19 protein-coding genes and 3 pseudogenes are annotated in these 22558 nt (G+C 68.0%); 18 read left to right on the top strand and 4 right to left on the bottom strand.

What is annotated here, in order from left to right:
* Positions 1 to 122 precede the first annotated feature (122 nt).
* The 11 genes from ACVT6V_RS20005 to ACVT6V_RS19955 are packed head-to-tail and all read left to right on the top strand — an operon-like array spanning position 123 to position 13317.
* A complete protein-coding gene (locus ACVT6V_RS20005) occupies positions 123 to 1631 on the top strand; it encodes a flavin-containing monooxygenase (RefSeq protein WP_489895812.1) in 1509 nt (502 codons plus the stop codon).
* A complete protein-coding gene (locus ACVT6V_RS20000; RefSeq protein ID WP_489895810.1) occupies positions 1624 to 2523 on the top strand; it encodes an alpha/beta fold hydrolase in 900 nt (299 codons plus the stop codon). Before ACVT6V_RS20005 ends, ACVT6V_RS20000 begins: the two co-directional genes overlap by 8 nt.
* A complete protein-coding gene (locus ACVT6V_RS19995; RefSeq protein ID WP_489895808.1) occupies positions 2520 to 3920 on the top strand; it encodes a flavin monoamine oxidase family protein in 1401 nt (466 codons plus the stop codon). Before ACVT6V_RS20000 ends, ACVT6V_RS19995 begins: the two co-directional genes overlap by 4 nt.
* Positions 3917 to 5344, top strand: coding sequence for an APC family permease (locus tag ACVT6V_RS19990; RefSeq protein WP_489895806.1), 1428 nt, complete (start codon positions 3917 to 3919; stop codon positions 5342 to 5344). Before ACVT6V_RS19995 ends, ACVT6V_RS19990 begins: the two co-directional genes overlap by 4 nt.
* A 49-nt stretch (positions 5345 to 5393) precedes the next feature.
* Entirely contained in the window at positions 5394 to 6041 is a 648-nt protein-coding gene (locus tag ACVT6V_RS19985) for a hypothetical protein (RefSeq protein WP_489895804.1), read from the top strand.
* Positions 6034 to 7398, top strand: coding sequence for a glutamine synthetase family protein (locus ACVT6V_RS19980; RefSeq protein ID WP_489895802.1), 1365 nt, complete (start codon positions 6034 to 6036; stop codon positions 7396 to 7398). Before ACVT6V_RS19985 ends, ACVT6V_RS19980 begins: the two co-directional genes overlap by 8 nt.
* Complete coding sequence (locus tag ACVT6V_RS19975; protein WP_489895800.1) at positions 7395 to 8153, top strand: gamma-glutamyl-gamma-aminobutyrate hydrolase family protein; 759 nt, start codon at positions 7395 to 7397, stop codon at positions 8151 to 8153. The genes ACVT6V_RS19980 and ACVT6V_RS19975 overlap by 4 nt, the downstream gene beginning before the upstream one ends.
* A complete protein-coding gene (locus tag ACVT6V_RS19970) occupies positions 8153 to 10588 on the top strand; it encodes an AMP-binding protein (RefSeq protein ID WP_489895798.1) in 2436 nt (811 codons plus the stop codon). The genes ACVT6V_RS19975 and ACVT6V_RS19970 overlap by 1 nt, the downstream gene beginning before the upstream one ends.
* A complete protein-coding gene (locus ACVT6V_RS19965) occupies positions 10585 to 11706 on the top strand; it encodes a Zn-dependent alcohol dehydrogenase (RefSeq protein WP_489895796.1) in 1122 nt (373 codons plus the stop codon). Before ACVT6V_RS19970 ends, ACVT6V_RS19965 begins: the two co-directional genes overlap by 4 nt.
* Positions 11703 to 13169: an aldehyde dehydrogenase family protein gene (locus tag ACVT6V_RS19960; RefSeq protein WP_489895794.1), complete on the top strand. Its 1467-nt coding sequence runs from the start codon at positions 11703 to 11705 to the stop codon at positions 13167 to 13169. Before ACVT6V_RS19965 ends, ACVT6V_RS19960 begins: the two co-directional genes overlap by 4 nt.
* Before the next feature lie 10 nt (positions 13170 to 13179).
* A complete protein-coding gene (locus ACVT6V_RS19955; RefSeq protein ID WP_489895792.1) occupies positions 13180 to 13317 on the top strand; it encodes a hypothetical protein in 138 nt (45 codons plus the stop codon).
* 206 nt (positions 13318 to 13523) lie between these two features.
* Here ACVT6V_RS19955 and ACVT6V_RS19950 read toward each other — a convergent pair whose 3' ends face one another.
* Positions 13524 to 14744 (bottom strand): PucR family transcriptional regulator, encoded by a 1221-nt coding sequence (locus tag ACVT6V_RS19950; RefSeq protein WP_489895790.1) that lies wholly within the window; start codon positions 14742 to 14744, stop codon positions 13524 to 13526.
* Positions 14745 to 14999: 255 nt separating this feature from the next.
* Here ACVT6V_RS19950 and ACVT6V_RS19945 point away from each other — a divergent pair.
* A pseudogene (locus ACVT6V_RS19945) lies at positions 15000 to 15233 on the top strand (DDE-type integrase/transposase/recombinase); the annotation flags it as partial.
* Positions 15234 to 15292: 59 nt separating this feature from the next.
* Here ACVT6V_RS19945 and ACVT6V_RS19940 read toward each other — a convergent pair.
* Positions 15293 to 16327, bottom strand: coding sequence for a tyrosine-type recombinase/integrase (locus ACVT6V_RS19940; RefSeq protein ID WP_489895788.1), 1035 nt, complete (start codon positions 16325 to 16327; stop codon positions 15293 to 15295).
* A complete protein-coding gene (locus ACVT6V_RS19935) occupies positions 16324 to 16956 on the bottom strand; it encodes a tyrosine-type recombinase/integrase (protein ID WP_489900906.1) in 633 nt (210 codons plus the stop codon). Before ACVT6V_RS19935 ends, ACVT6V_RS19940 begins: the two co-directional genes overlap by 4 nt.
* A gap of 8 nt (positions 16957 to 16964) precedes the next feature.
* On the opposite strand from ACVT6V_RS19935, the pseudogene ACVT6V_RS19930 reads away from it, so the two are divergent.
* A pseudogene (locus ACVT6V_RS19930) lies at positions 16965 to 17309 on the top strand (diacylglycerol kinase); the annotation flags it as partial.
* Here ACVT6V_RS19930 and ACVT6V_RS19925 read toward each other — a convergent pair.
* Positions 17308 to 18030, bottom strand: a pseudogene (locus ACVT6V_RS19925) (diacylglycerol kinase); the annotation flags it as partial. The pseudogenes ACVT6V_RS19930 and ACVT6V_RS19925 sit on opposite strands and share 2 nt — an antisense overlap.
* Before the next feature lie 127 nt (positions 18031 to 18157).
* On the opposite strand from ACVT6V_RS19925, the gene ACVT6V_RS19920 reads away from it, so the two are divergent.
* The 5 genes from ACVT6V_RS19920 (at position 18158) to ACVT6V_RS19900 (ending at position 22384) form a co-directional block, all read left to right on the top strand.
* On the top strand, positions 18158 to 18892 hold the full coding sequence (locus ACVT6V_RS19920; RefSeq protein WP_489895786.1) for a glucose 1-dehydrogenase: 735 nt from the start codon (positions 18158 to 18160) through the stop codon (positions 18890 to 18892).
* A gap of 132 nt (positions 18893 to 19024) precedes the next feature.
* Positions 19025 to 20101 carry an ABC transporter permease gene (locus ACVT6V_RS19915; RefSeq protein ID WP_489895784.1) on the top strand — a complete coding sequence of 359 codons (1077 nt, stop codon included), beginning with the start codon at positions 19025 to 19027 and terminating at the stop codon, positions 20099 to 20101.
* Positions 20098 to 20922: an ABC transporter ATP-binding protein gene (locus ACVT6V_RS19910; protein WP_489895782.1), complete on the top strand. Its 825-nt coding sequence runs from the start codon at positions 20098 to 20100 to the stop codon at positions 20920 to 20922. The genes ACVT6V_RS19915 and ACVT6V_RS19910 overlap by 4 nt, the downstream gene beginning before the upstream one ends.
* A complete protein-coding gene (locus ACVT6V_RS19905) occupies positions 20919 to 21779 on the top strand; it encodes an ABC transporter ATP-binding protein (protein WP_489895780.1) in 861 nt (286 codons plus the stop codon). The genes ACVT6V_RS19910 and ACVT6V_RS19905 overlap by 4 nt, the downstream gene beginning before the upstream one ends.
* Positions 21779 to 22384 carry a TetR/AcrR family transcriptional regulator gene (locus ACVT6V_RS19900; RefSeq protein WP_489895778.1) on the top strand — a complete coding sequence of 202 codons (606 nt, stop codon included), beginning with the start codon at positions 21779 to 21781 and terminating at the stop codon, positions 22382 to 22384. Before ACVT6V_RS19905 ends, ACVT6V_RS19900 begins: the two co-directional genes overlap by 1 nt.
* Positions 22385 to 22558: the final 174 nt, after the last annotated feature.

The following is a 22558-nucleotide window of genomic DNA, read 5'->3' as shown; positions in this document are numbered from 1 at the left end:
AGTGCACTACCCCCTCGGAGAACTAGGAGCAGTGCGTTGTGGCTCACACGACGGCTGAACCGGCAACGTCATGGGCACACCAAGTGACCACCGACACATCGTCACCACCGAAAGGGCACACGATGAAGGCACGCCCGCAGACCGAAGAATTCGACATCGTCATCGTGGGGGCCGGCATCTCCGGCATCGGCGCGGCTAAGTACATCACCGAGGCGTTCCCCGGCAAGCGGGTGGTGATCCTCGAGGGCCGCGCGAACATCGGCGGCACCTGGGACCTGTTCAAGTACCCAGGCATCCGGTCAGACAACGGTCTGCACACCTTCGGCTACGAGTTCAAGCCGTGGACCGACCCGGACGCCATCGCAGAAGCGCCGAAGATCGTCGACTACCTGCAAGAGACGCTCGACGAGTTCGACCTGAACCGGCTGGTGCGCTTCGAGCACAGCGTCCAGCACGCCTCGTGGTCGTCCGCCGACGCCCGCTGGACCCTCGACGTCCACACCCCCGACGGCGACCGGCGCATCACCACGAACTGGATCTTCGCCGGCACCGGCTACTACCGCTACGACGAGGGGTACACCCCGCACTTCGAGGGCCGCGAGGACTTCACGGGCGACATCATTCACCCCCAGCACTGGCCCGAGGACTACGACTACGCCGGAAAGAAGGTGGTGGTCATCGGCAGCGGCGCCACCGCGGTCACGCTGATCCCGTCGATGCTGAACCACGCGGGTGCCGCCGAGCACGTCACCATGCTGCAGCGCACGCCGACCTACGTTGTGCCGTGGCCCAAGGTCGACAGCTTCGCCCAGCTGCTCAGCCGGCTGTTCGGCGAGAAGCGCGGCTACGCGATGACCCGGTTCACCAACATCTGGACCGACCTCGGCCAGGTCAAGTTCATGCGCGCGTTCCCGAACCTCACGCGCAAGATCATCCGGCGCGTCAACGCCAAGTCCCTGCCGGAGGGCTACGACGTGGATACCCATTTCAACCCGCCGTACAACCCGTGGGACCAGCGTCTGTGCCTGTGCCCCGACGGCGACTTCTTCGAGGCGCTCAGCACCGGCGCCGCCTCCATCAACACCGACAAGATCGACCGGTTCACCGCGTCCGGGATCGCGCTCGAATCGGGCGAACACCTCGACGCCGACCTCATCGTCACCGCGACCGGCCTGAACATGCGCATGCTCGGCGGTATCGACCTCGAGGTCGACGGCACCCCGATCCACCTCCCGGACACGGTCGCGTACCGCGGCGCACTGCTCTCGGGCATCCCCAACCTGGCCATCTCGATCGGTTACACCACGTCCGCATGGACGCTCAAGGTCGGGATCCTCGCCCGCTACTTCTGCGACTTGGTCACGCACATGGACGTTTTCGGCTACGACAGCGTCCGTGTCGAAGCCGACCCCGGCATGGAACGCCGGCCGATCGTGGACCTGAGCTCCGGCTACGCCCAGCGCGCCCGCGACGTCATCCCCAAGCAGGGCACGGGCCTGTTCCAGATGTCCATGTCGTACCAGCAGGACGCCAAGATCCTCCGCGGCCCGCTGCTCGACGACGCCCTGGTGTTCGGCTCCACGACGGACGACGCAGCACCGTCGACGGCGAAGGAGGTCGTCCGTGCCTGAGCACACCGAGGACAGGTTCGCCCCGCTCCCGGGGGGCACGCGCATCTGCTACCGGATGGACGGCCACTACGGAGCATCGCCCGTGCTGATGGTCGCCGGTCTCGCCGAGGACCTCACGACCTGGTCGGACCGATTCGTGTCGGCGCTGACCGCCACGGGATTCTTGGTGATCCGCATGGACAACCGGGACTGCGGGCGGTCGACGTACGCGGCGGCGCCGCCGCCGAACACGCTGCGGCAGTTGCTCGGCAAGGCCCGCCGCGACGCCTACACGCTAGGGGATATGGCCGACGACGCGGCCCAGCTGATCGAGCACCTCGGGCTAGGGGCCACGCACGTCGTGGGGCGGTCGATGGGCGGCATGATCGCGCAGACCGTCGCCGCGCGGTACCCCGAACTGACCGCGTCGCTGACGTCGCTGTACTCCACCACCGGGAATCCGAAGGTGGGGCAGCCCGCGGCGTCGACCATGGCGCTCATCGCGAGCCCGCCCCCGCGGGACCGGGTGGGCGCCGTCCGGGCGCACCTGCGGATGACGGCCCATCTCGCCGGCACGGCGTACCCGATCGACGAGGTCGAGGAGGCGGCGCATGCCGTCACCACCTGGAACCGCACCGCGGGCGACGGTGTCGCCGGCACCGCCCGGCAGATCCAGGCGATCGCGGCGTCGGGCGACCGCACCGCCGAGCTGGCACGGATCACGGCGCCCACCCTGGTGATCAACGGAGACCGCGATCTCATCGTCGCACCGTCGGGCGGCGATGCGACCGCCGCCGCGATCCCCCACGCCCGCCACATCGTGATCCCGGGCATGGGGCATCACCTTCCCGACGCGCTCGCCTTGCGCATCGCGGACCACGTCGTCTCCCACATCGAGAAGGTGGCGGCATGACAGAGCAGCGCACCGTGGACGTCGTGGTGATCGGCGCCGGGATCTCCGGGTTGACGGCGGCGCGGCGGCTCACCCAGGCCGGACGTTCGGTGGCCGTGATCGAGGCCGGCGACCGCGTCGGCGGCCGCACGATGAACCTGCAGGTGACCGGCGACGTGATCACCGAGGGCGGCGGCCAGTGGGTCGGCCCCGGCCAGGACCGCATCCTCGCACTGATCGACGAGTTGGGCCTCACGACGTTCAAGACGTTCATCGACGGCAAGTCGATCTACCACCGGCGCGGCAGGTCCAGGCGCTACGACGGAACGATCCCGCCGATGAGCACCCTGGCCATCGCCGACTTCGCCCAGCTGCAGCTGCGACTCGAGCGGATGGCGAAATCGGTTCCTCTCGAGGCCCCGTGGACGGCGCGCCGGGCGCAGGAGTGGGACGCGACGACGTTCGGCCGGTGGCTGGACGCGCACTCGTTCACCGCGGAGGCCAAGGAGATGTTCACGATGGCCTTCACCGTGACCAACGCGGAGGACCTGCACAGCACCTCGCTGCTGGTCCAGCTCGCGCGGATCAAGGGGGGTGGCGGTATTGATCACGCCGTCAACATCACCGACGGTGCGCAGGAGTCGCGGGTGGTGGGCGGCACGGCGGCGATAGCCGACCGCATGGCGGCCGACCTCGGGCCGGCAGTGGTGCTCGACTCCCCGGTGTCCGACGTCCACCAGGACGCCGACGGGGTGCTCGTCCGCTCTGCGCGGCTCGACGTCGAGGCGGACCGCGTCATCGTCGCGATGTCGCCGGCGGACGCGACGCGCATCCGGTTCACGCCCGACCTCCCGACCCGGCGCAGCATGCTGCAGCGACGGTGGAGTACCGGCTCCGAGAACAAGCTGTTCGCGGTCTACGACCGCCCGTTCTGGCGCGAGCAGGGGCTGAACGGTCAGGCCGTCAGCGACCTCCCGGTCGCGAACTACGTCGTCGACAACTCTCCGCCCGACGCGAGCGTCGGCATCCTGCTGACCTTCCACGGCACCGCCGGCGCCGGCGGTGGCCAGCACTGGTCCGACGCGATCCTCGACGATCCCGCGGCGCGCCAGGACGCCTTCCTCGCCGATCTGACCACTCTGTTCGGGCCTGAGGCCGCGAATCCGGCGGCGTACCTGGAGAAGGACTGGACGCACGAGCAGTGGATCAGCGGCTGCGTCGGTTCCCGCGCGCCCGGTTCGCTGACCCAGTACACCGACGCCGATCGCCGGCCGGTGGGCCGGATTCATTGGGCCGGCACGGAGACGGCGATCCTGAACCAGGGCTACATCGACGGTGCCGTCAGCGCCGCGGAGCGCGCGGCCTCGGAGGTTCTGACCGCCGCGGGCGCCCGGGTCGGCGGGGGCGTGCTCTCATGACGCAGCAGCGTGAAGTCCAGGCACCGGAAACCGGCACCGGCCTCAACCGCACCCTCGGCGTCCCGCAGATCGTCTTCATGGTGGTGGCGTTCGCCGCACCGCTCACGGTCTTCGCCGGGCTGATCCCTCTCATGCTCGGTACCGGGAACGGCATCGGTACCCCCGTCGATTTCGTGATCGTCGGGATCGTGCTGGTGCTGTTCACCGTCGGCTACTCCGCGATGACGCCCGAGGTCCGCAACGCCGGCGCCTTCTACTCGTACGTCCAGCGAGGCCTGGGAACCACCGTCGGCCTGGGTGCGGCGGCGCTCGCCCTGGTCACCTACGCCGTCCTGATCGTCTCCGTGACGGGTTACCTCGGTGCCGCCGCCCGCAACGTGATCACCACGTTCACCGGCCTGTCGGTGCCGTGGTGGATCCTCTCCGCGGCCGGGCTCGCGGCGATCGGCTACCTCGGGTACCGCAACGTCGAGGTGAGCGCCCGCGTGCTCGGTGTGCTGCTGGTCGCGGAGATCGGGATCGTAGCGTTGGTCGACCTCGCGATCGTGCTGCGCGGTGGTGCCGACGGTCTCTCGGCCGAGCCGCTGTCCTGGGGCGCGTTCTCCAGCGGCACCACCGGAACCGGGATCATGTTCGCGGTCTTCGGATTCGTCGGCTTCGAGGCGACCGCAGTGTTCCGGTCCGAGGCGAAGGACCCCGACCGCACCGTCCCGCGCGCCACCTATATCGCGGTGGTCCTCATCGCCGTGATCTACGCCTTCTCCTCCTGGGCGATGATCAACGGACTCGGTGTCTCCCGCGCCGCCGAGCTGGCCGCGCAGGACCCCGAGGGGCTCGCGCCCGGGCTCGCGACGCGGTACATCTCGCAGGTCGCGCACGACGGTGTGCAGGTGCTCCTGGTCACCAGCTTCTTCGCGTGCATCCTGACCGCGCACAACGTGGTCTCGCGGTACCTGTTCGCCCTCGGCAGGCAGGACGCCCTGCCCCGGCGCCTCGGCGCGGTGCACCCCGCGCACCGGTCGCCGCACGTCGCATCGCTGCTCACTTCTGCGGTCATCAGCGTGCTGGTAGCGGTGACGGCGATCGGCGGGTTGGATCCCGTCACCGAGGTCTACGCCTGGTTCGGCGGAGCCGGAACGCTCGGTCTGATCGCTCTGCTGGTGCTCACCTCCGCCGCGATCGTCGTGCACTTCCTCCGGGTCCGCACGGCCGGCATGTGGCGAGGCACTGTCGCGCCCGTCCTCGCGCTCATAGCGCTCGGCACGATCCTCGTCATGGTCGTCGGCAACTTCGACCTGCTCATCGGCTCGGACGGCCTGGCCGACGTGTTCCTCGCTGTCCTCGCCACGGCCTTCCTCTCCGGCCTTGTATGGGCCGCCGGGCTGCGCCGGAACCGGCCGGACGTGTACGCGGCCCTCGAATGACTCCGGCCGCGCACAGCGGGCCACCACCTTCCAGAAAGTAGGACACGCCATGGAAACCACCACCATCCCCCCATCCGGAGTTGCGAACGTCATTTGGATCGAGATCGACGATGACGCGACGCCGATCGTCCGCCTCCTCGGCCGGATCCTGCGGGACGCGAGTCGGACCGGCCACGCGGCCGACCTGCTCGGGCGCGGTTCCGGATCCATCGCGATCCGCTCCCACTCGACACCGCAGGCCGCCACTGTCACCTTTGCCGACGGCATGGTCGCCGTGACCGGAGGCGTTTTCGCCCCGGTCGACGCCACCGTGGTCGTCGACCTCGACAGCCGGTGCGCGCGGGTCGATACCGAGGGCGACGCGGATCTCGCCGCCGCGGTGCTCGGCGCCCTACAGGTCCCGCTGCCCGATTGGCAGGAAGCGGGTGCCCGCTTCTGGGAACAGACCCGCACCATCCCCGGCATGCCCGACGTGTTGACCGTGGTCGCCCGCGGAATCGAGGGCTCGCAGGAGAGGAGGTTCGGCGTCGGGGACGTCGCCTACCGCATCGTCGGCAGCCCAGACGCACTGGCCGGATTCTTCACCGGCACCGATTTCCTGTTCACCGCCCTGGAGCGTGACCTGCGGGTCCAGGGCACTCTCGCGCAGCTGTCGGTCATGACCGCTGCCTCGTGGAAGGCCCGTTACGATGTCTGATCCCAGCCGATCCGAAGCCGGTGCACCCTGCCCGGCCAAGGCCTACCGCGTGGAGGCGACCAACCACGACGGCAGCTTCATGGGGAAGAACGTCACCCCCGCGAAGTTCGCCGCCGGCAAGGAGTCCGGCTTCGCGTTCGCCGACGTACTGTTCGCTATCGACATGGGCACCGACATTGTGTTCGGCGACGCCTATCCCGAGTGGCGCGGCAACCTCTACGACATCGCCCTCCTCCCGGACATGAACACGCTCGTCGAGTGGAAGCCCGGCGTGCAGTCCGTGATCGGCGACTTCTGGATGAAGGACGGCAACCCGGTGCCGATCTGTCCCCGCAACATGGTGCGCCGCCTCATCGAGCGCCTCGGAGCGTTGGGTTACACGGCGACGGTCGCGGTGGAGATCGAGACCACCCTGTTCGAGGAGTCCATCCAGGAGGCCAGAGCTCGCGGTTACCGCGACCTCACCGCCCTCGGCGGCGAGACCGGCGCCACCTACAACCTGGCCCGATCCTCCGACTGGATCGCGTATATGGAGGCGGTCACGGACCGGCTCGACGAGCTCGGCATCGTGTGGGAGGCGTGGACCGACGAGGCCGCGCCGGGCCAGACCGAGCTGAACATCGCTCCCACCGATCCGCTCGCGCTCGCCGATTCCTGGGTGCGCACGAAGCAGGTCATGCGCGAGATCGCCTGCGAGCACGGCCGATCGGTGACCTTCATGGCCAAGCCGACGGCCGGTTTCGGGCAGGGAGCGCACCTGAACGTGTCGCTGCAGCGGCACGGTGTGAACCAGTTCTACGCGCCCGACGGACCGTCGGAGACGATGCTGCAGGCCGTCGGCGGCCTGATGGCGACGATGGCCGGGAACACCCTGCTGGCGCTGCCGCAGATCACTTCGTACCGCCGTCTCGTCGACGTATCGGGGCCGCCCACCACGATCAGTTGGGGCGTGAACAACAAGACCGCGGCCCTGCGGGCGATCGCCGGCCATCCGAAGTACTCCCGTCTCGAGTACCGCGTACCCGGCTCGGACGTCAACCCCTACTACGCGCTCGCCGGCGTCCTCGCCGGCATCGTCGCGGGGATCGAGAAGGGGATGGCGCCCCCGCCGCAGGTCGACGACATGGCGTGGTGCCTGCCCGATGACTGCGGCATCGCGCGGATCCCCGACTCGATGACCAAGGCGATCGACGCGCTCGACAGCGACGAGATCCTGCGCGAGTACCTGGGAGACGAATTCGTGGATTTCTGGACCGCCTCGCGCCGGTGGGAGTGGATGCAGTTCCACACCACGGGCGGTGATCCGTACGCCGAGCTCTCCGAGTGGGAGTCCCGACGCTACTTCGAGTTCTCATGAACCGCCCGCCACTCATCGGGATCACCGGCCGCCGGTTCGAACTGAGCCTGATCGCCGGCTCGGACCCGCGCTACGGCAAGGCGTGCATGGACTCGTTCATGTCCGCGTTCGCGACCCGCATCGCGCAGGCCGGCGGGCTGCCGGTGCACCTGCCCTACGACGCCGAGCCCGACGACGCCTGCGAGTGGCTGTCGGGCGTGGTGATCACCGGTGGGCAGGACGTCCACCCCGCCCGCTGGGGCGGGGACACCGCGGTCGTACGCGACGTCGACCCGAGGACCGACACGAACGCGCACGATCCGGAACGCGACGACTACGAGTTCGCACTCACCCGTGCGGCCGTCGACCGCGGGATCCCGGTGCTGGGGGTGTGCCGGGGGCTGCAGGTGCTCAATTCCGCGCTCGGGGGCACGCTGATTCCCGACCTCCCGGCGGGTCCTATCCCGCACCTCTCGCCGCAGTCCGCGCCCACCGACGGCGACGCCGTTCACGTGGTGCGGTTCGAGCCCGGGTCGACCGCCGCGCGGGTCTTCGGCCCGAGCATGACGACGAACTCGTGGCACCACCAGGCCGTCGACCGGTGCGGGGACGGCCTGATCGTGACGGGCCGGACGTCCGACGGTGTCATCGAGGCCGTGGAGGCGCCCGGCGCGCCGATCCTCGGCGTGCAGTGGCACCCCGAATGGATGGACAGCGATGACCCGGCGATGGCCTGGATCGTCGACGAATCGACGACCCGACAGGAGGCCTGGTAGTGACCACCACATCCCACCCCCAAGAGACCGCGCGACGCCGCGCCGTCGCCGTGGACGAGCTCGGTGACGCCCCCCGGATCGGCACCGTCACGGGTCTCCTGGCCGACGGTGCCACCCGCACGCCGGGTGCGGAGCTGTTGCGGTTCGGCGACGAGTCGTGGACCTACGAGCAGGCCGACGCGGCATCGTCGCGGCTCGCGCACCTGCTGATCTCGGACCACGGCATTGCCCCGGGCGAGCGGGTCGCGATCATGCTGCCCAACGTCGCGGCCTGGCCGCTCACCTGGTTCGCCGTGCTCAAGGCCGGCGCGGTCGCCGTGCCCGTCAACTCCGCCTACCGCGCCGCTGACCTGCGGTTCGTGCTGGAGGACTCCGGCGCCCGCGTGATCGTGACCGACGCGGACCATCTGCCGCTGGTGCGCGAGGTGATCGCGAGCGATTCCGCGTTGGGCGGCGTCGTCGTCGTCGACGTCGCGGAGACCACCGGCACCGAGCACCCGTCCACCGCCCCGGACGTGGGCATCGGCCCAGACATTCTCGCGAACCTGCAGTACACCTCGGGGACCACCGGTTTCCCGAAGGCGTGCATGCTCACGCACGACTACTGGACCCGGATCGGCTGGACCTGCGCAGGAGCGGCTTGCCTCGGTCCCGACGACGTGCTGCTCACGGCCCAGCCCTTCTCCTATATGGACCCGCAGTGGAACACCGTGCTGGCGTTGACGACCGGCGCTCCGCTGGTGGTACTGCCGAAGTTCTCGGCGTCCGGTTTCATGCGTGACGTGCGCCGCCACGGCGCGACCTTCTGCTACGTGCTCGGCTCGATGCCCACGTTGCTGTTCAAGCAGCCGCCAGGCCCCGACGATCGCGCGAATCGCTTACGTGGCGTCTTCTGCTCCGCCATCCCCACGGCGCTGCACGCCGCGCTGGAGGAGCGCTGGGGCGCACCCTGGCGCGAGGTCTACGGGATGACGGAGAGCGGGATCGACCTGTTCAGCAGGTTCAACGACGACGCCGCCGTCGGCAGCGGAACCCTCGGGCATCCCGTACCCACCAAGCAGGTCAGGATCGTCGACGCCGACGGTGCCGAGGTCCCGGCGGGGACACCGGGCGAGCTGACCGTGGCCGGGACGCCGATGATGCTCGGCTACTGGAACCGCCCCGAGGAGACCGAGAGGACCCTACGCGACGGTCGCCTGCACACCGGTGACGTCGCCGTCAAGGACGAGCACGGAGGGATCCGCCTCGTCGGCCGCCTCAAAGACATGGTGCGGCGCGGCGGTGAGAACGTCGCCGCCGCGGAGGTGGAAGCCGCGCTCGAACGCGACGGCGCCGTCGTCGCGACCGCCGTCGTCGCCGAACCCGACGACGTGCTCGGCGAGGAGGTCAAGGCCTTCGTGCAGCTCGCGGCGGGCGTCGCCCCCGACCGTGCGACGGCTGAGGCGATCGTCGCCCGCGTCGCCGAAAGCCTCGCCCGCTTCAAGGTGCCTCGCTACGTCGAATTCGTCGCGGACTTCCCGCGCACCCCGTCCGAGCGGGTGTCCAAACCCGCACTCAAGGCCCGCGCCGCGCAGGCCCCCGGCACCGTCCACGACCTGCGCGCGCCGGCCCCGTCGACCAAGGAGAACAAGGTGAACAAGGTGAACGACAGCGATCATGCGACCGAGCATGTGCTCGTCGAGGTGACCCGGGAGGTCGCCGTCATCACGTTGCGCCGGCCCGAGAAGCTCAACGCTCTCACCGCACCGATGCGCAGGCGCCTGTCGGCGCTGATCCGCGAGTACGGCACCGGCGACAAGGCCAGGGGCATCGTGCTCACCGGGACCGGACGCGCGTTCAGCGCCGGCGAGGACCTCGCCGCCGCTCCCACGTCCTTCGAGGAGATGCGGGAGAGCTTCGAGAGCTTCCACGACGTGACCCGCGCAGTGATCGAGACCCGGGTCCCCGTGATCGCGGCGATCAACGGCATCGCCGTGGGCGGCGCGTCGGAGATCACGCTGTGCTGCGACGCCCGACTGGGCACGCTGCGGACGGAGTACTACCAGCCCGAGAACGGACGCGGCCTGACCATCTCCAACGCGTCCAGCATCCTGCTGCCCCGCATCGCCGGCGGCCACGCGATGCGCATGGTCCTGGCCTCCGAGCGCGTCGGCTCCGACGAGGCGCTGAAGATCGGCCTGCTCGACGAGATCGTCGAGCCGGAGGCGCTGCTGGACCGCGCCATCGACACCGTGCACGCGTGGACCCCCGAGGGCGTCAACAACACCGCTCTGCACCTGGAGCTGCTGCGACCGTCGATCGAGGAGATCGAGCGCGCCTTCGAACGTGAGGACGCGGCCGCCGACGAGTCCTGGAACAGCGGCTCGCTCACCGCCGGCGTTCAGAACTTCTGGGACGCACGCACACCTGGCACCGTGAACGGAGCGAACCGATGATCACCACCCGCGCCGCCGTGCTCACCGAGGTGGGCCGGCCACTGCACCTGACCGACATCCACGTCGACGATCCCGAGCCGCACGAGGTGCGGGTCGCCGTCACCCACGTGGGACTGTGCCACAGCGACCTGCACTACATGACCGGCACCGTCGAATCCGAGATGCCGGTCGTCGTCGGGCACGAAGTGGCGGGCGTCGTCGAGTCGATCGGCTCCGCCGTCACCGACCTCAAGCCCGGCGACCTTGTGACCGGCGCGCTGACCCCGTCGTGCGGGCAGTGCGCGAACTGCAACGCCGGCCGCTCCACCCAGTGCCAGCGCCAGGCGGAGATCCGGCGCCGCCCCCGGCCCGCGTACTCGCTGCCCGACGGGACGCCCGTCGCCCGCCTCGGCGACGTCGGCGCGTTCTCCGAGCACATCCTGCTCCGCGCGAACGCCGTGGTGAAGCTGCCCGACGACGTACCGACCCGCGTCGGCTGCCTGCTCTCCTGCTGCATCGTGACCGGCGTCGGCGCTGTGTTCCGCGGGGCGCAGGTGCGCCCCGGTTCCACCGTCGCCGTGATCGGCTGCGGCGGAGTCGGATCGGCCATCATCCAGGGCGCGCGGCTGGCCGGCGCGTCCGCCATCGTGGGAATCGACCTCGACGACGCCCGGCTGAAGGCCGCGCACCAGTACGGTGCTACGCACACCGTGAACGGTGCGCGCGACGTGCGAGCCGAGATCACCGAACTGCTCGGCGGCGACGGCGTGGACTACGCCTTCGAGGCCGTCGGCTCGGCGCGCACCGCCGCGACGGCACTCGCGATCGTGCGCGCCACCGGCACCGCGTGCCTGGTCGGCATCGCGCCCGACGGCACCGACGTACCCGTCCCCGCCTCCGACTTCTTCTTCAGCGAGAAGCGCCTGATCGGCTCGTACATGGGCTCCGGCCAGGCACGCGAGGACATCGGGCAGTTCGCCGGCCTCTACCAGCAAGGCCGACTGCTGCTCGACGAGATGGTCACGGACGTCATCGGATTCGAGGCGATCAACGAGGGCTTCGAATCCATGAAATCGGGCGACGTCACGCGGATCGTCGTCGCCATGCCCACCCGCTCCGAGACCGAGGTGACCCTATGACCACCGAAATCACAACCACCCTCGCCCAGCCCCGCAGCTACATCGCCGGGGAGTGGATCGAGTGCGAGACGCTCGACACCTGGAACGTCGACCCGAACACCGGCGCCCCCGTCCACCGCACGGTGACCACCACCCAGGCCGATCTGGACCGCGCGCTGGACCTCGCGCAGCGCGTCTACGACGCGACGGACTTCACCGCCGACGACTTCCGGATCGAACGCGCCGAGGCACTGGAGCGGGCCGCGGCCAACGTCGATCAGCGGCTCGAGGAGATCGCGCGGGTCGACGCGCTCACCAGTGGCACGGCGATCGGCGCCACCCGCAAGATCGCGGCGTTCCTTCCGCACCGCCTACGCGGTGCGGCCGCCGAGGCACGGAACATCGCCCGCGTCGCTGCGCTCTCCGCGGGCGGCCGCGACGTACGGCTGCACCGGATCCCGTGGGGCCCAGCGGCGATCCTCACCCCCTGGAACGGCCCCAGTTTCATCCCGGCGGCCAAGGTCGCAAGCGCCGTCGCCGCCGGCTGCCCCGTCCTGCTCAAGCCCTCCGAGCACGCGCCCGCGAGCGCGCAGGTGATCGCTGAGTGCCTCGTCGACGCCGGCCTGCCCGACGGCGCCCTTCAAGTGGTGCACGGCACCGGCGAGATCGGTGCCGCACTGACGGGTGACCATCGGATCCAGGTCGTGTCCTTCACGGGCGGCCCGGGCGCGGGGCGGGCGATAGCCCGCGCCGCAGCGGAGGACTTCAAGGTCCTGCAGCTGGAGCTGGGCGGAAACAACCCGGTGATCGTGCTCGACGACGCCGACCTCGACGCGACCGCCGACGGGATCCTCACGGGCATGACGAACCTCAACGGACAATGGTGCGAGGGCCCGGGCAAGGTACTCGCGCCGCAGCACCTGGTGCAGCCGCTCCGTGAGGCGCTGGTAGAGCGCATCGCGAAACTGCGAATCGGGCACTCGCTGGACGAGGCGACCGACATCGGCCCGATCTCCAACGAGCCGCACCACCGCACGCTGCAGCAGCGAATCGACGGTCTGCGCGCGCTCGGAGCCGAGGTCGACCAGCCGGGCGAGCTCCCCGCCCTGGCAGGGTTCTTCCTGTCTCCCACGATCGCCACCGGTTCCGACCCCGACCGCACAACGGCGGAGCTGTTCGGGCCGGTCGTCTCGTTGCACGGCGTGGACTCCGAGGAGGAGGCGCTGCGGGCGGCGAACGCACACCCGTCCGGCCTCGACGCGTACGTCTTCGGCACCGACACCGACCGCGCGATCGCCGTCGGTGCCCGGGTCAAGTCCGGCGAGGTCCGCGTCAACGGTGCGAAGGTCGCCGACCTCGGCGACGACTCCGCGCAGAGCTTCTGGGGTCCGTCTGGCATCGGCGGACACGGTCCGGCCGAGTCGATCCGGGTGTTCTGCGGCGACCGTGTGGTCGGCGTTGACTCGTCGGACCTGCCGATGTAGGCCGGCCACCATGACCCGAACCGAACACGGGGGAGACGCACCCGTGCAGAAGAACACCGCTCATGGCGTCACGGTCCTCGACTGTGGACTGATGGGTGCCGCACTCGCACGCACGCCGGCCTACCTGGACGGCTCGATCCCCGGCTAGCCCGCCGACATCGGTGAGGCGGCGGCCATCCTATGCTCCGGATCCGAATTCGCATGGGCCGCACATCTCCAGACCCTCACGGCCTTGACTCAGATGTCGGGGTAGGTGTCGCCGCCCTCGGGGACCTCGGCTTCGCGGCCCAGGCGAAGGTCGTCGCCGCGGGGTGAGCCGGAACCACGACGGCCCCGGTCGAGGACACGGCGGCGTCAGTCGCGCAGTTGCACCAGCATGAGCGCGGCGACGACGCTCGCAGCGTTCTCGGCTAGCGGCACGGGCAGGAGCTGGTCGGCGCGCGCCAGCCTCCGCTCGACGGTGTTCCTGTGGGTGAACAACCGTTCCGCGGCGGCGGAACCGTTGAACCGCTCCTGGACGTAGGTGAGCACCGTCTCGCGCAGCGCGGGATCGGCGGTGGCCAGGTCGCCCAGGGTGTCGTCGACGAACTGATCGGCCTGGGCCATGTCGGCAGTGAGCACCGAGACCAGCGCGACGTCTTCATAGCGCACGACGGTCCGGTTCGAGCCCAGTCGGGCCAGCATGCGCTGCGCCGCCGCCGCGTCGAGGTGGGTGCGGCGGAAACCTTCGAGGTCCTCGCCCGGCCGCCCGAAGGCGAGGTGGATTCCCGGGGTTTCCGCGACGATCTGTTCGGCGACCTCGGCCGGTGGGACCACGTGGGCCGGGACCCACACCCACAGGGCGGTGGTGCTCGCGTTGAGCGTGAGCCGCCGACCGGCGCCGCACATCCGCATCACCGCCTCCGCGGCGGTGTCGAGGCCCGCTGCCTCGTCCGCCGAGTCGCTCCAGATGATCGCGGCCACATGGTGCCCTGTCAGGGCGTAGCCGAGACGGGATTCCGCCCGCGTGCGACCGATCGGCGCGCCTTCGAGCAGGAGCTGGACCGTGGCGTGTCGCTCGGCGTTCGCCCCCTTGGCGAGATCGGCGCGCTCCCGCTCCACGAACTCGTCGAGCGCGGCGATCGAATCGTCGATGAACGTCGCCATCGAGCGCTCGGACACCTTTATCAGTTCCCGGAGTTCGTCGAGGTCGGTGGTGGCGGCGAAGCAGCCGTCGACCCACATCGACCACGCGCCGTGCTGAGCGCCACGCCAGGAACCCAGGTCGTGCAGATCCAGCCCACGGCGCACGACGTCCCGCGCGAACTGCAAGATCTCCGGGTCCATGCTCGGCGGAACCCGCATGCCCGGAGCCTGGATGTTCGCGGACAACCAGTGCAGCATGTTGGTCCTGTTCATCCGGCGGTCCGCGTCGACGAGCTGCGGGTCGTCGAGCACGGCGCGGTAATCCGCCGACTCGTGTGCCGCCGCCGTCACCTCTTCCGCTGCTGTGTCGGCTGCGGCGAGCATGTGCTCCGCCACCAGCCGGATGAGCGCCGAGATGCGCACGCTCGGGCGTGGCCACGATGTTCCCACTGTCGCACTGTAGCGCTGCGCCGGTCTGGTCGGTTCCTGTGTGACACGCAACGTCCACAGTGACCGATCTGTGTGGTCAGGCGCCCCGGCGAATACGCTTTCGGGCGACGGCCGAAGCACCGAATACGGCTCACGATTCGCGGTTTCGGGAACCTGGCGCGGGCGCCCAGGCGGAAACAACGCCGAACGCCGCGCCGAGTTGCTGCGCGCCGCACCTCGATTATCCCGCCGACGGCTACGGGCGTGTTTCCTGTCGTAGACGATTTTACGTATTGTCGTACCGAATCAGGGTGGTCCTATACGGCATTTGTCATCGACGTGTTCGCGCGCAGGATCGTCGGCTGGAAAGTGGCCTCGGAAATGACAGTGAACCTGGTGACCGATGCCATCAACAGCGCGATCGACAACCGAAAGCGATGTGGCGTCGTTGATTTGACGAAACTCGTACATCATTCAGATTATGCCGGGGTCTGGGTTAAGCCGAGGAATGGCGAGTTGTCCTGTACGGGTTAGGGTGTGTAGCTGGTTTCTCGTCTTAACGTTGAGGGTCAGCGGAGGCTGTAGAGGGCACGGAGTTTCTCATCGGTGAGGCTGTCGGGCGCGGGGCCGTCGATGGCCGGGGTAGCTGCGTCGATGGCGTGGCGCATCATGTCGACGGTCGCGAACGCGTAGAACGCGGTGGTGGTCGACATGTTCTCGTGGCCGAGGAGTCGCATGATGATCGGCAACGGGATTCCTTGCTGGTATAGGTCCATCGCTTTGGTCTTGCGGAGCATGTGGCAGTGGATTCGGTCGGGCATTGATGGGCAGGTTTTTCGGGCCGCGAGGCCGGCTGATTTGAGCACGACTGCAACGGAATCCGTTGATAGCGGCGCGGGTTTGCCGTTACGCAGGCTGTAGAACAGTGGACGGGTGGCGTTTCTGGGCTCGGGATGGAACTCGTCGAGGAAGACGCGGAGGTGGTCGATTGTCGTGGTGGTCAACGGAACGACGCGGGTCTTGTTGCGTTTACCGGTCAGCGTGAGGTGCCCGGGCGCGGCCAGGTGCAGGTCGCCGAGAGTGAGCGCGGTGATCTCCCCGACCCGGGCGGCGGTGTCGTACAACAAGATCAACAGCATCCGGTTACGGCGCGACTTGACGGTGGCGCCCGTCCACGCCGCGAGCAAAGCTCGGGTTTGCGGTTCGGTGAGGAACTCGACAGGCTTCCTCGGTGATGCCGGGGCCTTGAGAGTGGCTGCACGCTGGCCCAAGGTGACCAGGGTGAGGTCTTCGGCACCGCAGTAAGCCAGGAACGCCTTGATCGTACTGAGGCGCAGCGCGATCGTGGCGGGCGTGTAGTGCTGGTGCTCGCTCATCCAGGTCAGCCAGCCCAGCAGGTGGGCATGATCGAAGTGGTCGAAAGTGACGTGGATGCGGTCGATGTGGTGTTCGGCGGTCAGATATCCCAGAAAGCATTCCAGACTGATCCGGTAGGCCTCGATCGTGTTCGGCGAACGATGTTGAGCAGTGGGCAGATACACGTGTAGCCAGGTGCGGGCCAAGGCGTAGAACTGCGGGGCACCGGTGCGCGGGTCGCGTTTCATCGAAACCCGACCTCGGGTAGCACCGACGCAATGGCGGCGGTGAGGTGAGCATAGGCGTCGAGGAACCGCGGCGAGGTCTGGATGTAGTAGAAGGTGGAATCGAATGACGCGTGCCCCATATAGCGCGCCAGGTAGGGCAGCATCGCGGTCACGTCGATGCCGCGGGCCATCCAGCGGTCGATGTTCGCGTAGGCGAAATGATGACGGAAATCGTAGGGCCGGGGCCGCTGCCCGCCCTCGGGGCGGGGCAGGCCGGCCCGGTCCCAGATCCGGTTGAACATCACTCCCACCGTTGCCGCGGTGACCGGCCGGCCGGTGGAGGAGACGAAGAAAGTGCCGCGGGCGCGGCCGAACCGGCGGGCCGTGATCTGCTCACAGCTCTCGAGGACGGCGATGACGTCGTCGGTCAGCGGTAACCGACGGCTGCGGTTGCCTTTGGCGCCCATCACATCGAGATATCCCTCACGCAGATGGATGTGGATGGGCTCCAACTGGCGTACCTCGCCGGTGCGCAGTCCACACGAATGCATCAGGGTGAAGAACGCGACCGCTTGCCATCGCCACGGCGAGGTCGTGGCCATGCCGGCCGCGGCGGCAAAGAAGCGGTCGATCTCCGCTTCGGTGAGCAGGTACGGGTGCGCCAGGCCATATCGCCATCGGCACGCGGGCCGCCGTCCGCTTCGAGATCATCGGCATGGCGGATGGTGCAGAGCGCGTCGTGATCGAGCACGTCACCCGACTTCACAGCGATATCGGCCCTGCGTGGGCCGAGCCGTCCCAACCCGGCGGCTGCTACCGCATCGAGATCACCGGCGAGCCGTCCTACCGCGTCGACATCTGCCCCACCAGTGAGCATGGCGACCATAATCACGCCGCGATAGTCGCAGCGGCCGGGCGCATCGTGAACGCTATCCCCGCCGTTGTCGGCGGACCATCTGGTATCCGAACGACTCTCGACCTTCCGCTGATTTCAGCGGCTGGGCCGCGACGTCGAAAGATTCGGGTGCCGGCAGGCTTTCGTGCCGCTCGACTATTCTGTCCACGGCCACGCCGAGAGCCTCGGCGAGCTGATGAATGGTTGTGCCCCAGCCTAATCCGAGAACTCCGGGCAGAAAGAGCATCGGTGTCTGATCCAATGGCTGCCCGAAGCCCATCACGTCGAACATGACCTCGGCACCGTCGTAGGTGGCGTAGTCGGCGATCTCCATGCAGCGCACCTGCTCGACGTTCTGGCAGGTGGATGCGAATGCTATCGGGATGAGGTCGGTCGCGAAACCCGGGTCGACACCGCTGATGAAGATGCTCGCATCGCCATCCTGCGCTGCAGTCTTGACCTTCCGGATTGCCTTCTCGGGCATGACGCCCCATGGATACTGGAGCGAGACCGGGGCCGACCCGACCACATCGATACCCGCCGACAGCACGCGGACGCAATCGTCGAGCGCCTCCACCGGGCGGGTGTCACCCATCGCGCAGTAGACGACGCAGTCGGGGTCGGCGGCGATAATCGTGTCGAGGCCGCCGGTGGCAAGCACGCCGGTCGGAGTCCGGCCGTGTCCGGCGAGATCCGCGGCGTCCTTGCCCAGCTTGTCCGGGTCGCTGACACAGACGCCGACGAGCTCGAATCGAGGGTCGTCGATCAACTGGCGAAGCGCCAATCTGCCGACATTTCCGGTTCCTACGTGAGCCGCGCGGATGGCCATCGAAAGCTCCTTGTGCTGGTCAGGTGAACAATTGTCCGGACTACTGTCCATTTCAGTAGAACACGTCCGGTGGTCGATTGATAGAACCTGTTCTCATTTGGTTCCTGACCAGGTAACCTGGCTCGCCATGGGACGTGTAGATGACAAGGTTGCGCTGATCAGCGGTGGTTCACGGGGAATGGGTGCGTCGCACGCGCGCATGCTCGTCGCCGAGGGGGCGAAGGTGGTGATCGGCGACATTCTCGACGACGAGGGCAAGGCCCTCGCCGACGAGTTGGGCGATGCTGCACGCTACGTGCATCTCGACGTCACCTCACCGGACGACTGGGCTGCCGCTGCGTCCACCGCCATCGACGACTTCGGCAAGCTCAACGTACTCGTCAACAACGCCGGCATCGTCAACGGCAGCAGCCTGCAGAAGTTCCGACTCGACAAGTGGAAACAGATCCTCGATGTCAATCTCACCGGGACATTCCTGGGTATGCAGGTGGCGGTGGACCCGATGATCGCCGCCGGTGGTGGCTCGATCATCAACGTCTCGTCGGTCGAAGGGCTCCGCGGCAGCCCCTGGGCGCACGGATACGTGGCGACGAAGTGGGGAGTGCGTGGATTGGCGAAATCCGCTGCGTTGGAACTGGCTCCGCACAACATCCGGGTGAACTCGATCCACCCCGGCATGATCCGCACCCCGATGACCGAAGGTCTGCCGGAGGACATCGTCAAGACACCACTGGGTCGGCCCGCCGAGTCCAGTGAGGTCTCCACCTTCATCGTGTTCCTGGCCAGCGACGAGTCGTCCTATGCGACCGGCGCCGAGTTCGTGATGGACGGCGGCCTCACCGCCGACGTTCCGCACAACTGACCACAGCGGCGAGACCGGGCTGGTCGGGTCGTCTCGCGATCGTCGAGCACGTCCGTGCAACCGTGATCAGTCAACCGAGGAATTAATTCATCGGTTGTTGACCACGGTCGTCCGGCGTGCTTAGCATTCGGTATGCGAGCCATGATCCTCAAGGAATTTCGCGAACTCCGGCGTGACCGCCGCACGCTGGCCATGCTGATCGTCCTGCCGCTCTTGTTGCTGGTGATCTTCGGGTATGCCGCAAACTTCTATGTCTCCTCGGTCGAGACCGCAGTGATGGGCCCCTCGGCCCAGCAGGCCTCCCAGGTGTTGCCGTCCTATTTCGACGTGACCGAGACGAACGTCGACGGTACCCGGGCGCAAGCCGAGGATCTGTTGCGAGACAACAAGGTCGATGTCGTGATCATGACCGGAAGTCCCGGTGAGCAGGCGACTGCGCTCGTGGACGGGTCGAATCTGTTCGCCGCCCAGTCGACGGTGTCCGTGCTCAACCGGCTCGGAGACCGGGTCGATACCCAGGTTCTGTTCAACCCGAACCTCAAGACGTCGTGGGTCATGGTTCCCGCGATCATCGGTCTGATCCTGACGTTCATCGGGACGATCATCACCAGCATCGGACTCGTCCGCGAGCGTGAGGCGGGCACCCTTGAACAGTTGGCGGTGATGCCTATCCGGCCCAGCCAGGTGATCCTCGGCAAGATCATTCCGTACTTCCTGCTGGCCGCTCTGGACATGATCATCGTGACCGTGCTGGGCATGCTGCTGTTCGGTGTCCCGTTCAACGGCAACGTGCTGGTGTTCGCCCTCGGCGCGGGCATCTTCCTGTTCGTGGTCCTCGGTTTGGGAGTGCTGATCTCGACGGTCTCGCAGACGACCGGGCAGGCGATCCAGACGGCATTCTTCTTCCTTCTGCCGCAGATTCTGCTGTCCGGCATGATATTTCCGCTCGACGCGATGGCCGCAGGGGTGCGCTGGATCGGCTATCTGCTGCCGCTGACCTATTTCACGATGATCTCCCAGGGCGTCATGCTGCGCGGCGCCCCCATCACGTCGCTGTGGCTGCCGCTGTTGGTGCTGACGGTGATGGCAATCGTCGTGTTCACCGGGGCCACCTTGCGATTCCGCCGTGACCTCGCCCCCGATGTATCCAGGTCACGGGCGCCCGGGGAGTCGAAGTCGGCGGATTCGACCGGCGCGGACGTCGCATGATCGCGTCGGCGCGGTCGGTCACCGTACGGTTCGGCGATCGGACCGCTCTCGACGATGCGAGCGTCGAGGTGACGGCCGGGCAGGTGGTGGCGCTGGTGGGCGGCGACGGTGCCGGGAAGTCCACCCTGCTGCGCACCTTTGTCGGTGAGGTCGTGCCGGATGTCGGAACCATCTCGGCTCCGGGCAAACACGAGATCGGTTTTCTGTCGGCAGGTCCGGGCAGCTGGGCGGCGCTCACGGTTCGGCAGAACCTGGATTTTGTCGGTGGGATCTACGGGCTGCGCGGCGATGACCTCGAACGGCGACGGGAGGAACTCATCGACCGGTCCGGACTCCGGGTTGCCGCGGACCGGCTGGCATCGGCATTGTCGGGCGGGATGCGTCGCAAACTGGGCGCCGCGATGGCCATGCTCCATCGACCCGAGTTGCTCATTCTTGACGAGCCGAGTACCGGTGTCGACCCGGTGAGCCGAATCGATCTGTGGCGCATGATCTCCGAAGCCGCGGCAGACGGCGCGGGCGTGTTGATGTCGACGACCTACCTCGACGAGGCCGAACGCGCCGGCGAGCTCGTGGTCCTCGACGCCGGCCGAATCCTGGTCCAGGGGGCGTACGACGATGTGCGCGCCGGTTTCGGGGGCACCATCACCCGGGCCGAGGTGCCCGTCCGGGCCGACTGGTCCTGGCGACGCGGACGGGAGCGACACGAGTACTGGCCCGACGGGCAGCCGACCACCGACGCACCCAGGGTCGCACCCGACCTGGAGGACATCGTCATCGCGCTGTCGCTCACACGTCGACAGGAGGTGCGCACGTCATGAGCGGCGACGTGATAGCGGCAGAATCGGTGACCCGCAGATTCGGCGACTTCACCGCCGTCGAGTCGGTGTCGATGACGGTGGCTCCGGGTGAGGTGGTGGGACTCCTCGGCGCCAATGGCGCCGGCAAGACCACCTTGATCCGCATGCTTCTGGGTCTGCTTGCAGCGACCGAGGGAGCGGTCGAACTGCTCGGAGGACCACCGGATCGGACGCGCCGGGCGCACCTGGGCTATGTGCCGCAGAATCTCGGCCTGTACCGCGACCTGACGGTGACGGAGAACTTGGCATTCAGCGCCGGCGCCTACGGCGCGCGGATACCCCGACTGCCCGCCGAACTGAACGACGTGCGGAACACCCTCGTCGGCGATCTCGCGCTCGGCACACAGCGACAGGCCGCATTCGTGGTGGCGCTGGCCCACGAGCCGTCGGTGCTGGTGCTCGACGAACCGACGTCGGGCGTGGATGCACTCTCACGTGCCGGGTTGTGGGACACCATTCGGGAGCAGGCCGACAAGGGCGTCGGGGTGTTGGTGACCACGCACTACATGGAGGAAGCACAGCAGTGTGACCGCTTGCTGCTCATGTCGAGTGGCAAGCTCGTCGGGTCGGGCAGCGAGGACGACATCATCGGTGGCACTCGAGCCTTCGCGGTCCACACGCGGGATTGGGCACGGACATTCGCGGTCCTCAACGACGCCGGGGTACCGGTCATCCTGGCGGGTCGGGCCATCCGCGTACCCGACACCGACCCGGCAAGGATCGACTCCGTCCTCACCGACGCAGGGATCGACGCCGAGATCCGACCGGTACGGGCCACCATCGAGGAACGGATGCTGGTCTTGGCCCGCGGACGGTGATGACTCCGCGAGGCCGGGGGCGACCGAAGCTCGCCGAGGACAGTGCCGACAATCGCGAAGCGATTCTGATCGCCGCACGAGAACTTTTTTCGGACAATGGTTTCGAACGAACCACGATGCGTTCGATCGGGCAGCGGGCCGGTGTCGATCCGGCACTCATCCATCACTACTTCGGCACCAAGAACGACTTGTTGGTGGCCGCACTTCGGCCCGAGGTCGACGTGCAGACCGTTTTCGCCGGCATCACGTCACACACCACCGATCCGGGGGAGGAATTCCTTCGCCGAGTTCTCGGGTTCTGGGAGTCGAATCCGCAACAACGGGCTCGGGCAATCGCGTTGCTCCGAATTGCCGTGACCCGCGAGGAGATCGCCGGGCGAGTGCGTGACTTCTTCCTCGGCATCGCTCGGATGGCCCTCGGGGAAATCGCCAGACCCGACGACAGAGACGGGAGAATCGCCCTCGTGGTCACCCAGACCATCGGCTTGGCGATGTCCAGGTACATCCTCAAGGTTCCCGATGTCGAGAATGCGTCGATCGAGGAGTTGGCCACGAGTGTGGGCCCGAGCATCGACCGGTATCTGCTCGGCGATCTGGGCGCGTAGCCGCCGTCGGCGAAGGGGTGACGACTCCCGAGTAGGTGCTGTCCCCCTCGCCTCCAAGCGCACGTCGTCGCTGTGCAGATGAGGCACATCGGGTTGAGTATCGACACGATTCACGCCACCCGCGCCACCAGAACCCCGCTCCCGACGTACCGTATCCCGGTGACCACCGTGCAG

Source organism: Gordonia sp. LMA167, from assembly GCF_058130025.1.
This window is presented reverse-complemented; position numbering and strand designations above follow the sequence as displayed.